A 12786-nucleotide genomic window follows, 5' to 3' on the forward strand; every position below is an offset into this window, starting at 1 on the left:
TTTAATTGCTTAATTAAAGAGATATAAATGATAGAAGCAGATCGCTTAATACAACCACAAGAATTTGAGCAAGAAGTACATATTGATAGGGCGATGCGCCCTAAAATGCTTGAAGACTATACAGGTCAAGATGATACTCGCGCCCAGCTTAAAGTGTTTATAGAGGCAGCGCTTAAACGTGAAGAGGCCTTAGATCATATGTTGATTTTTGGCCCTCCAGGTTTAGGTAAAACTACGCTGGCGATGATTGTTGCCAATGAAATGGGTGTAAATATTAAGTCTACTTCAGGACCTGTACTTGAAAAAGCGGGCGATCTCGCTGCACTACTGACAAACCTTGAACATGGTGATGTGCTATTTATCGATGAAATACACCGCTTAAGCCCAGTAGTGGAAGAAATTCTCTATCCTGCAATGGAAGATTATCAATTAGATATTATGATTGGTGAAGGACCTGCAGCACGTTCCATTAAACTGGATTTACCACCCTTTACTCTAATTGGCGCCACCACCCGAGCAGGGGCGTTAACGTCGCCTTTGCGCGCCCGTTTTGGTATTCCACTGCGTCTTGAGTTTTATAACGTAAAAGATCTTTGTACCATTGTGACTCGCTCAGCCAAAGTCATGGAATTACCCATCGATGAGCAGGGCGCCTTTGAAATTGCAAAACGCTCAAGGGGAACACCTCGTATCGCTAATCGTTTGTTAAGACGTGTTCGCGATTACGCTGAAGTAAAGCATGATGGCTTTGTAACTGCAGAGGTCGCACAAAAAGCGCTGGATTTACTTGATGTTGATTTAGAAGGCTTTGATTATCTAGACAGAAAATTATTATTAGCCATCATTGATAAGTTCATGGGCGGGCCAGTGGGTTTAGATAACCTTGCCGCAGCTATTGGTGAGGACAGAGAAACCATTGAGGATGTATTAGAGCCATTTTTAATCCAACAAGGCTTTATACAAAGAACACCACGTGGCCGAATTGCAACAGATAGAGCATATCTGCACTTTGATATCATAAAACCAGCAGTTTAATTTGTTGTAATAAAAAATGGAAAGCTAAGGCTTTCCTTTTTTTACTTATAAATAATGGTGCATTATTGAATAAATATTCATTATTAACTTATCGACGAATTGTAACATTTATAAATGATTAAAAATAAAACATACCGGATGGCATAATACTCAATTGTTAAATTGTAATAACCTAACACCTGCTTGTGTTGTACTTGTTAAAACCTAATGCTATTTAATTGAGCCATACAAACAATCCTACAGATAAAATTACCTTTCATTGTTATAAATATACTTGTTTAAATAATAACCACAGTTAATAATTCTATAAAGACCCAGTACTGGTGCGGGTTACAGTGTTTTAGATCCTAAACAGATCTTAAACTGAATAAAAACTGACTAAATAAATTTTATATGGCGCAAGCTTCAATAATATTGTGTGATCATTGTCACATATATTCGTTTTGATAAGTATTAAAAATGTTATTTTTGCACTAGATGATAACACTTTATTTGATGGTTATTGGCAGTGTTATTCACTGCTAAGTAAAATAAATTCTATTTTAGCGCGATAGCTACTTATTAGTGTTAACACTTGCACTTGTAAGTTATTAACAAGATAACGGTCAAAAGTTAAAGGTTAGTGGTTTGACGAAATATCTCTGGTTATACAGTATCTAGTTCAACGCAAATTTAAATACTTATTTAATTGCGTACATAGAATAAGAAAAGATATCACCAGGGAGCTACAAATGCTTAAAAGATCTAAATTATCAAACAGCGTAAACGTCGCGTTATTAGCGTCAGTTTCAGCTGCTTCAGCCGTTTCGGTAAGTGCTTACGCAGCAGAAGAATCTGCTAACGTAGAAAGAATTGCAGTAACGGGCTCCCGTATTCAACGTCAAGATATGGAAACAGCATCGCCTGTCACCACGATTGACGCCAGTGCTATCAAAGCGGAAGGTTATAACTCTGTAGATGAAATTCTACAATCTCAACCTGCTATGGCCGGTATGGCTGCAGGTGCGACCACCAACAACGGATCTGATGGTGTAGCGCAAGTTGATTTACGTGGTATGGGTTCAAACAGAACATTAGTACTGTTAAATGGTCGTCGTATGGTGAACTCAGGATCTGGCGCAGACAGTGCAGTCGATTTGAACACTATTCCAGTTGCAATGATTGCTCGTGTTGAAATCTTAAAAGATGGCGCATCAGCAGTATATGGTTCAGATGCTATTGCTGGTGTTGTTAACATCATTACTAAAAAAGACTTTGAAGGTTTCCAGTTTGATATCAATGGCGGTGCAACTGACAAAGGTGATGGCGAGAACCTAGAGCTAAGTGCATTATATGGTTTTGATACCGGCAAAGGTAACGTGACTTTTGGTTTAGCTTACTCAGAGCGTAAAGGTGTAATGCAGGGCGATCGTGATTGGGTTGCTAAGGGTGATAGCTCTTTTATTCCTGAAGGCACTTTAGGTGGCAAACAAATTAACCCTGAGACTGGCGAATGGGGCGATCGTGAATACGGATACGATTTCACCCAAGATAGCTGGTTACAAACGCCAAATAAACGTTACAGTTTTTTTGCTAATGGTAATCACGAATTCTCAAATGACATGATTTTAAGCGGTGATATCCTCTACACTAAACGTAAATCTAATCAAATGATGGCAGCTCAACCAGCTAACTTAGATTTAAAAGTTTGTGAAGGCAATATTAAGCAAGATGACTGTATTACATTAGACGATGCAATGATTGCTGGTGGCGTTGCTGCTGATGAAGACGGCATGATCAACTACCGTAAACGTATGAATGATGTTGGTAATCGTGTTTATGAACAAGAAACAGATACCCTACGTGTATCTGCTGGTCTAGCCGGTTATTTAGATATTAATACCGGTATGGACTGGGATGTGTCTTATACCTACGGCAGTAACAAAGCTGATACTTGGGTACATAATTCAATTCACCAAGGCAACATGATAAAATCAATCAATGCGAATCAAGATGCATGGTTTGGTGGCGATCCTATGAGCCAAGAGATGATTGATGCCGTTAGCTACACAGAGCAAACTGATGGCGGTAACGATCAACATGTTATTGCTGGTGTGATCAGCGGTGAAGCATTTGATTTAGATGCTGGTGCAGTGGCTTTCGCAATCGGTGTAGAGTACCGTCATGAAAGTGGTTATTACAATCCAGATCCAGTAATTATTGCTGGTGAAGGTACTGCAGCGCAGCAAGATCCAACTGATGGCAGCTTTGATGTATTCTCTGTTTACCAAGAAGTCAGTGTTCCTTTCACTGAAAAATTAACTGGTGAGTTTGCACTTCGTTATGATGATTACTCGACCTTTGGTAGTGCTGCAACTTGGAAAGTGGGCTTAACTTATGAGGCGACCGATGATTTAATGCTTCGTACAGTAGCTGCTACTGGTTTCCGTGCGCCAAGTGTCAGCGAATTATTTGGTGGTAACTCAGGTTCATTCGACTACCTAGATGATCCTTGGGGTAATGAGTTAGATGACCAAATTTTAGTTAACTACACCTCAGATGAAAACTTAGATGCTGAGTCGTCAGAATCCTATACTGCTGGTTTAGTTTACTCACCAAGCTATGTTGATGGTCTATCTATCACACTTGACTGGTGGAGATTTAAGATTGATAACGCGATTTCTCGTTTAGACGTTCAAGCAGGTCTAAATAACTGTTTTGCTGGTGATGTAAGTGCTTGTGAAACTTTTAATATTGGCGCTAATGGTGATTTATCTGACCTAAGTAACCCACTAACGAACGTTGGTTATCAAGATACATCAGGTATTGATTTTAACTTAGCATACAGCTTTGAAGCATTTGGTTTGGATTGGAAAATCAATAACGATCTGACTCACTTGATTAAGTTTGAGCAAGATGGCCAAAATTACACTGGTACAATTGGTGGTATGTTCGGTGGTTACGCTGAATACAAAAACAACTTCAACATAAGTGCAAGACAAGGTGATTGGAGTGTAATGTATTCGAACCGTTATATTGGCGAAATGAATGACATCAACACGGATGCTCCGATTGATTCAATTCTTTATCACAATGTTTCCGCAACGTATTTCTTCAGCGACGCAGTGTCAGCTAACATTGGTGTGAAAAACTTAACCGATGAAGAGCCACTGATGATCCCAAGTGAAAACGATGCAGGTACAGTTCCTGAAGTGTATGACACCATTGGTCGTCAAATCTACGCAGGTGTATCATTTAAGTTCTAAGCAATTAAAACTTATATGAATCCAATAAAAAGCCAGCTAACGCTGGCTTTTTTGTATTGTCACCAACTGACAATCTTAGTTAGATAGTTATTCTAACCATTAAGCTAATTTTTTGCTGATTTTTAACCTAAGCCCTGAGTCGCTGACTTCATTTGGATGAGTTCTATTTTGTAACCATCTGGGTCTTCTACAAAGGCAATTTCGGTGCTTCCACCTGCAACAGGGCCTGGTGCGCGAGTGATATTGGCGCCAGCAGCTGCAATGGCTTCACAGCGGGCGTATATGTCTTCTTCGCCAATAGCTAAATGCCCAAAACCTGTACCCAAATCGTAGCTCTCAGTACCCCAGTTATAAGTTAATTCAACTACAGCTTGTCCAGTTGACTCATCCCCATAACCGACAAAGGCGAGGGTATATTGATATTGCTTGTTTTCTGATTTTCGTAATAATTTCATCCCCATAACTTGGGTATAAAACTCAATGCTACGGTCAAGGTTGCCGACACGGATCATGGTATGAAGAAGTTGTGACATAATATTCTCTATAATTGAATGTATGTAAGTAACTGTTCAAGCATAACAAATTTTCATCTGAGATATAAAATTGATTTCAGGTTAAAATTTACGTTTTAGTTCACAGTTTTGTTGTTAAACAATAGGAAAATAATTATTAAAAGCTAAAATTAACTTATATTCATTTGGAGACAAGATAATGACAACAGAACTAAAAATGGCTCTTGGTACCTCAGTAGTAATCGCAGTATGTTTCAGCGCATTTTTTGTATCAATGTTTTAAAACTTGCTGAAAATATTCACAAAAAACCGCTTATAGCGGTTTTTTTGTGCCTTAAATTTGACTTGGTCAAACTAAGTACCTGTTTGCTTCTTTTTATGGGTAAGTTTTGCAGCTTTAGCAAATATGTTAGCAAAGCAAGAACACAATGGTGCTGAAAACATATAAGGTATTTTTAGTTTATTAATCAGCACTAAAACAGCCAGCGGTGCTAACAGGGCAAAGATAAAACCGATAACAAGCTGTTCGATAAAAGAGTGTATGCCTAGTTGACTTAGTAGTGCTCTAGCGGCTCCGCCCGCAACAACATGCATCAGATATATTGCCATTGAACAGCGACCTAAATAAGCAAAAAAACTTAGGTTAAATTTTGCCAGATGAATAGATAAAGAAACGATAAAACCAATTGAAATTATAGCCAGTAACAAAGACTGTATACCTCTATCACGATATTCTAATGACAGATAACCGTGAAATATCCATTGCCCTAATATGAAAGCCAAAAATAATCCGACAAGGGCTAATTTGCTATCAAGCCACTGCGTTTTTATATGCAGTGAAAAAATAATTCCTAGAGCGAAAAAAGCTGTGTTTTCAGTAATATAATTGGTTATTTTATCATCTGAAATCATCGAGCTAGTTAAGTACATTATAATGCTGAAAATGCCAAATACAGCGCTGAAGCGTTGTGGTAATAAACGATATGCTAGCGTCGATAATGCAAAGATTAACAATAAAGCATATAAGAACCAAAAATGTGCTCTAGGGGCCCACAACAGTGAAAGGACGTCAGTAAAAGAGGGACTTCCATTGGTGTAGCTAGGTAAAAGTAATTCTAATGAACCTTGTAACATTGACCACAATAAGTAGGGGTAAAAGATAGTATCAATTTTACTGAAAACTAATTTTTTCGGTCCTCTTTTTTGTAATGATGTAACAAAGAATAACCCTGATAAAAAGAAAAAAGCGGCATGTGAAAACTATAAACTAGGCTATCAGCAATTTTGTAAAAAGGAACGGGTAAGTCTATGCCCGAATGATAAATGCCACGGGCTACATGTCCATACACCACTAACATAATGCCTATTGCTTTAGCGTATTCAACCCAAGCTGTGTCTTTCTGTGTCACGAAATGTCCTTTTCTAAATGTTGTGCTTTAAACCACAAATAATTCTTGCTACGCATTGAGTATTTAGATGAATTAGCTGTAAAGGTTATGACGGATAGCTGCAAGTATCATTAGCTTATAATGATAGCAAAATAGATCACAGTATTAACATTTTATTAATACAAAAGTATTAACTGATTTGGGCGCGGGATTGTATTTACAGGATGGTATTTAACAGTTTAACCATTGCCAATTGGAAGGCAATGGTTCGTAGAGATGCTCTAATAAAAAGTACTAAAAAGATAACATTAAATGATTAATCTTCTGGGTAAACCTTATCTTTGTATTCGCATAAATCTTCAATAATGCATGAACCACATCTGGGTTTACGGGCTATACAGGTGTAACGGCCATGTAGAATGAACCAATGATGTAAATCGAACATGAACTCTGTCTTTCGTGGAGTGTTCTTTATAATGGCTTGCTCTGTTTGCTCAACCGTTTTACCTTTAGCGTAACCAGTGCGATTAGCTAGGCGTTGAATGTGAGTATCAACAGCTAAAAAATATCTACCTTCATTATCTTTTAGCCAGCCAAATGCAGTGTTGAGTACCACGTTGGCAGTTTTACGGCCAACGCCAGGGAGTGCTTCTAATGCCTCTCGATTTTCAGGTACTTCGCCGCCATGTTGATCAATTAGCATTTTACAGGCTTTAATAACATTTATCGCTTTGTTGTTATAAAGCCCAATGGTTTTAATGTAAGTTTTTAAGCCATCAACGCCAAGATCGTAAATTCCTTGAGCTGTGTTGGCGACAGGGAATAATTTGTCAGTGGCTTTATTGACGCTGACATCGGTTGCTTGCGCCGACAGGGTGACGGCAACCAGCAGTTCAAACGGCGATGAAAAGTTTAATTCAGTTTCAGGTTTAGGGTTATTGTCCCGAAGACGGGTTAACATTTCATAACGTTTTTGTTTGTTCATCTATTAGCTAACCTTGGTAATTCTGGCGCGCGCTATGGCTTCGCTTTGTTGTTTTGGTTGTCGGCTTTCGAGTTTTGCATCAATAACATTTTTAAGGGCAATTAACAGTCCCATGGCGATAAACGCCCCCGGCGGTAACATTGCAATTAAAAAATGGCTATCGAGTTGAAATACTTGAATCGTCAGTGCGCTTGCCCAGTCACCTAACAGCAGCTCAGCACCATCAAATAAAGTGCCTTGACCAAGAACTTCACGTACTGCGCCAAGCACCACTAAAATGGCGGTAAACCCAAGTCCCATCATGAGCCCATCAAAAGCAGCGCTGCTAACATTGTTGCGTGATGCAAAGGCTTCTGCTCGGCCAATGATCACACAGTTGGTGACAATCAAGGGCAAGAAAATGCCTAAAGAAAGATATAAGCCATAGGCATAAGCATTTATTAACAGCTGAACACAGGTTACTAGTGCGGCAATGATCATCACAAACACTGGAATACGGATTTCTTTTGGAACAAAGTTGCGCACCAATGATACCAGTACATTAGAACCAACCAGCACTAGCAGTGTGGCAACACCTAAGCCTAAAGCATTAGTTACCGTAGCTGTTACAGCTAATAACGGACATAAGCCTAATAACTGAACCAATCCGGGATTGTTTTTCCATAATCCTTGCCAAGCTATTTCGCGGTAATTAGTCATGATCTCGTCCACATTGGTTTACGGTGCTATAAAGCATTTGCCTGTTGTTTTTAACATAGGTTAGGGCATTATTAATCGCTTTGACATAAGCTCTTGGGGTAATGGTAGCCCCTGTAAATTGGTCGATGTTACCACCATCTTTTTTAACGCCTAATGGTTTATCGTTTGAATTAAAAACTAACCCAGCAAAGGCTAAAACCCAGTCAGATTTTCTTAAATCAATTTTGTCACCTAAGCCAGGTGTTTCCTGATGTGCTAAGGTTCTTACGCCTAGTAGGGTGTTGTCGTTATCGACACCGATAATAAGCTTGATATCACCGTTATAACCGTCAGGGGCAATGGCTTCAATGGCCATTGCAACAGGTAAATCGCCCTGTTTAGCAATATAGGCTGATAACGATTGATCGCTGCCCAAATATGCTTCATCAATCACGGCAATACAATCGTCAGTTAATGCATTGTCATGCATTGCTTGAGGTATGATTTGTTGCAGCACGCGTGTAAGTTGCTTGCGTTGCTGGTCAATAATCCTGTCTGCAGTTAAATAGTTCACGCTTGCTACTAAACCAGTGCAACACAAAGCAAATATCGCAAGTATCAGGCCATTTCGTGTAATAATATTAGACATAATAAATCCTGTTTAATTTCCTGCTCTATGGCCGTATGAGCGCGGACGAATGTAGTAATCAATAAATGGGGCACACATATTGGCAAGTAAAACTGCAAAGGCGACCGCATCAGGGTAACCACCATAGGTTCTAATCACAAAAATAAGCACGCCTATGATAGCGCCAAATAACAATCTGCCCCGGGGACTGGTTGCAGCGGTAACAGGATCGGTCGCAATAAAGAAAGCACATAACATGGTGCCACCAGAAAACAGATGCAGTAATGGGCTAGCATGAGTACTTGGATTTAATAAAAATCCCACACCTGCACAGATAAATATCGCTAATAATATGCCAGTACTGATCTGCCAGCGGATCACCTTGAGCTTTAACATCACAAGGCCACCAAGTAAATACGCAATATTGACCCAAAGCCAGCCAACACCTGCTATGCCGTCAAAAACATTCTTCTGTAAACTTTCGGCGCTAGTTAACCCCATAGATAAATCAGTTTTGAATGTGTCTAACGGTGTCGCCATAGTATGACCGTCGATGCCAAGGCGATATAAATGAATATCCACATTGGATAATTCAAATATTGAATTTAATGCTGCAATAATGCCCACATGATTGCTAGCAAGTTCTGCAGGTGCAACCCATGAGGTCATTTGCACTGGAAACGAAACCAGTAACAGAACATATGCAGCCATGGCAGGATTAAAGATATTATTACCTAGCCCGCCATATAAATGCTTTACGATCACGATAGCAAAAAGACAGCCTATAACCGTCATCCACCAAGGTGTTAAGGGCGGTATGGCAACGGCAATCAATAAAGCTGTAACTAAGGCACTATTATCTGCTAAGGCTGTTTTAATTGATTTATTACGTAACTTCATTATGCAAGCTTCAGCGCTTAAGGCTGTTACTACGGCAATAATGATTTGTACCAAAGTCCCCATACCAAAGAAGTAGGTTTGGGCTAAAATACCCGGAATTAAACAGTAGGCAACACGCAGCATGACTTTATTGGTCTGCAGTGTGGTACTGACATGTGGAGATGAAGCTATTTTAAATGCCATGTTTATTCCTTTTCACTCAGCTTACGCTGATTTTCAAGCTTCTTCGCTTTTGCTTTAGCAACTGCAGCTGCAATTCGTGCTTTTTTGTCGTCAGTAGCTTCTGTTGGAGCAGGCTCTTCTTTAAGCTTTGCTGGCGCTGATACAGTTTCATTTTCAGCGTCATGTTTAGGCGCAAGTTTTTTCGCTTTGGCCTTAGCAACAGCGGCTGCAATTTTCGCTTTTTTGTCGTCAACGGGTTCTGACTGTACTTTTGTCACTTCGCTAACAACTTGCTCGTTAGCAGCTTGTTCGTTAGTAGCTTGAACAGAGGCAGAGACATCATCAGTTGCATTTGTTGCAGCGAGCTTTTTCGCTTTAGCTCGTGCAACGGCAGCCGCAATTTTCGCTTTTTTGTCGTCAATTGGTTTTGACGTTACTTCTGTTACTTCGCTAACAACTTGCTCGTTAGCTACTTGAACAGAGGCAGAGATATCATCAGTTGCACTTGTTGCAGCGAGCTTTTTGGCTTTAGCTCGTGCAACGGCAGCCGCAATTTTCGCTTTTCTGTCGTCAATTGGTTCTGAGGTTACTTCTGTTACTTCGCTAACAACTTGCTCGCTAACAACTTGCTCGTTAGCTACTTGAACAGAGGCAGAGATATCATCAGTTGCACTTGTTGCAGCTGTTGCTGCGAGCTTTTTGGCTTTAGCTCGTGCAACGGCAGCCGCAATTTTCGCTTTTCTGTCGTCAACTGCTTCTGACGTTACTTCTGTTACTTCGCTAACAACTTGCTCGTTAGCGGCTTGAACAGAGGCTGAGACATCATCAGTTGCACTTGTTGCAGCGAGCTTTTTGGCTTTTGCACGTGCAACTGCTGCGGCGATTTGTGATTTTTTGTCTGTAGCTGTGTTGCTAGGTTCACTGCTAGTAGTAACAGTGCTAGTAGTTACAGGCGTGTCATTAGCATCAGCTGGAACTGCACTGGCGAGTTTCTTGGCTTTTGCTCGGGCAATAGCGGCTTTAACTGCTGCACTTTTATCTGTAGTGGCACTATTGTTATTGGTTTCTGCAGCGGGTGTTGCCGTCGCTTGCTTTTTGGCTGCAATACGCGCCATTGCTTCTGCAACAGCATCTTTTTTACTGCTATCCATAGCAGCTTTACGTTTTTCTGCTGCGAGTCTTGATTTTTCTTCGCGGGCACGCTTTTCATCTTCAAGGCGTTGCAAGCGGGCTTCAAAACGTATTTTAGCCTGTTCAGCTTGGAATTTTTCTTCCGCTTCATTTTTAAGCGCTGATTTGGCAATGCGATAATACTCAACAAGTGGAATATCACTGGGGCAAACATAACTGCAACAGCCGCATTCAATGCAATCTTTTAAATTAAAGCTAGCGGCCTTATCGTACTCCTGGGCTTTTGCATGCCAGAATAATTGTTGCGGTAACAACAGAGCTGGGCAGACAACAGCACATTCTCCGCAGCGGATACAGGCTTTTTCATCGACATCAGGGGCGATTTCATCACTGCTTGGTACCAATATGCAGTTTGTTCCTTTTAATACTGGAACATCAGTATTGGGCAGTGCATAACCCATCATAGGACCACCGATGATGACTTTAGCACTTATGTTATTAGTGTCTTTGACTGGCGTTTGTGTTTGCTTGAGTGCATGGGTGATCGGTGTACCGATAGGTAACCAATAGTTGCCTGGTTGTGATACTTGATTACCCGTGATGGTCACTAATCTCTCAATCAGAGGTTTACCATTTAACACAGCATCTTGAATCGCAAAGGCGGTGCCGACATTGTGCACCACAATACCTTGCTGGGCCGGAATGCTACCTGTGTGTATTTCTTTACCGGTCACAATTTGAATCAACTGCTTTTCGCCACCGGAGGGGTACTTAGTTGGAATGATGGTGATACGAGTCATTTTTGCTAAGGATTCAAAGCCTGCTAACGCCGTCTTCATCGCTGCAGCAGCTTGTGATTTGTTATCTTCGATAGCGATAATTATCCGTTGAGGTTTCAACAAATAATCGATGACTTCGATGCCTTTGATGATGTCAGTTGCGTATTCACGCATTAACACATCATCAGAGGTGATATAAGGTTCACACTCAACACCGTTAATGATCACAAGATCAATTTCACTGGCTGGATTAAGTTTTATATGACTTGGAAACGTTGCGCCGCCCATACCCGCGATGCCAGCTTGCTTAATTTTCTCAATAACTTGTTGGTTACTAAGTTCTGTCAATGTCGCAGGCAAAAATACCGCAGCAGTATCTTGACCATCAGCGGCAATGGTGCAAGTTAAACAAGGTAAACCAGAGGCATGATTACTTGCATGCTGTTCAATACTGATAATTTGACCAGATGTAGGCGCATGTACAGGAAGGTACATAAAGCCTTCACCATCAGTGAGCATTTGCCCTTTGAGTACCTGCTCGCCGACTTTTACTGTTAAACGAGCGCAATCACCGACTTGAGGCAGCGGTACTCTATATTGAGCTGCTAAGGGTAGTTGGCGTACAGCTTGAGTATTAGACAGAGTCTTAAGTTGTGGAGGGTGTATTCCACCTGGATAATGCCATAAAGTCCCTTTATCAATTTGTTCTAATAAAGTTAGCACTGAGATACCTCGTTTACATCGTTTACATCGTTTACTTTAGCTGCTTTTGAGCTTTTAACATGATCAATATCAATAAGCGTGACTGGGATAGAAGATAATTTCCAATCCCAGTTCTTTAGGTTTTGTTCAACTGGGATCATATCAATACAGTCAACTGGACAAGGCTCTACACACAAATCACAGCCGGTACAATCTTTAGTAATAACCGTGTGCATCAGTTTACCCGCGCCTAAAATGGCATCTACTGGGCAGGCTTGAATACATTTAGTACAACCAATACATTCATCTTCTCTGATGTAGGCGACTTTTTTAACCGTTTCCTGAGCTACTTCGTTTAATGGCTCTGGATCAACTCCCATTAATGACGCAAGTTTCTCCATAGTCGCAGTGCCACCAGGCGGGCACTTATTGATGTTATCACCATTGGCAATAGCTTCAGCATATGGTCGGCAGCCTGGATAGCCACATTGACCGCATTGGGTTTGCGGCAACAGGGCTTCTACTTGATCGACAATAGGGTTTCCTTCGACTTTAAATTTAATTGAAGCGTAACCAAGAATTAAGCCAAATATTAAGGCTAAGATGGTTAGCACAATGACAGCGATTGCAATACTAGACAT

At 40.5% G+C, this 12786-nt stretch carries 9 protein-coding genes and 1 pseudogene; 2 read left to right on the top strand and 8 right to left on the bottom strand.

The annotated features are described in order from the left end of the window. The first annotated feature begins 27 nt into the window (after positions 1-27). Together ruvB and BCU57_RS05705 are read left to right on the top strand one after the other, a co-directional pair. A complete protein-coding gene (ruvB, locus tag BCU57_RS05700; RefSeq protein ID WP_076536398.1) occupies positions 28-1035 on the top strand; it encodes a Holliday junction branch migration DNA helicase RuvB in 1008 nt (335 codons plus the stop codon). 731 nt (positions 1036-1766) lie between these two features. Beyond that, a complete protein-coding gene (locus tag BCU57_RS05705; protein WP_102437217.1) occupies positions 1767-4280 on the top strand; it encodes a TonB-dependent receptor plug domain-containing protein in 2514 nt (837 codons plus the stop codon). 122 nt (positions 4281-4402) lie between these two features. Here BCU57_RS05705 and gloA read toward each other — a convergent pair whose 3' ends face one another. The 8 genes and pseudogenes from gloA to rsxB form a co-directional block, all read right to left on the bottom strand. Continuing rightward, the gene (gloA, locus tag BCU57_RS05710) at positions 4403-4813 is read right to left on the bottom strand and encodes a lactoylglutathione lyase (RefSeq protein WP_102437219.1); all 411 of its coding nucleotides are present in this window, start codon (positions 4811-4813) and stop codon (positions 4403-4405) included. A gap of 333 nt (positions 4814-5146) precedes the next feature. Continuing rightward, a pseudogene (locus tag BCU57_RS05715) lies at positions 5147-6150 on the bottom strand (acyltransferase family protein). Positions 6151-6496: 346 nt separating this feature from the next. Then, positions 6497-7165 (bottom strand): endonuclease III, encoded by a 669-nt coding sequence (gene nth / locus BCU57_RS05720; protein ID WP_102437224.1) that lies wholly within the window; start codon positions 7163-7165, stop codon positions 6497-6499. A 3-nt stretch (positions 7166-7168) separates the two neighbouring features. Further along, the gene (locus BCU57_RS05725) at positions 7169-7864 is read right to left on the bottom strand and encodes an electron transport complex subunit E (RefSeq protein ID WP_102437226.1); all 696 of its coding nucleotides are present in this window, start codon (positions 7862-7864) and stop codon (positions 7169-7171) included. Beyond that, positions 7857-8492 carry an electron transport complex subunit RsxG gene (gene rsxG / locus BCU57_RS05730; RefSeq protein ID WP_102437228.1) on the bottom strand — a complete coding sequence of 212 codons (636 nt, stop codon included), beginning with the start codon at positions 8490-8492 and terminating at the stop codon, positions 7857-7859. The genes BCU57_RS05725 and rsxG overlap by 8 nt, the downstream gene beginning before the upstream one ends. A 12-nt stretch (positions 8493-8504) precedes the next feature. Next, positions 8505-9554: an electron transport complex subunit RsxD gene (gene rsxD / locus BCU57_RS05735; RefSeq protein ID WP_102437230.1), complete on the bottom strand. Its 1050-nt coding sequence runs from the start codon at positions 9552-9554 to the stop codon at positions 8505-8507. Positions 9555-9556: 2 nt separating this feature from the next. Next, the gene (gene rsxC, locus BCU57_RS05740) at positions 9557-12166 is read right to left on the bottom strand and encodes an electron transport complex subunit RsxC (RefSeq protein WP_102437232.1); all 2610 of its coding nucleotides are present in this window, start codon (positions 12164-12166) and stop codon (positions 9557-9559) included. After that, positions 12160-12786 carry an electron transport complex subunit RsxB gene (gene rsxB, locus BCU57_RS05745; RefSeq protein WP_102437234.1) on the bottom strand — a complete coding sequence of 209 codons (627 nt, stop codon included), beginning with the start codon at positions 12784-12786 and terminating at the stop codon, positions 12160-12162. Before rsxB ends, rsxC begins: the two co-directional genes overlap by 7 nt.

This window comes from Shewanella sp. 10N.286.48.B5, assembly GCF_002874355.2.
Taxonomy (GTDB): Bacteria; Pseudomonadota; Gammaproteobacteria; order Enterobacterales; family Shewanellaceae; genus Shewanella.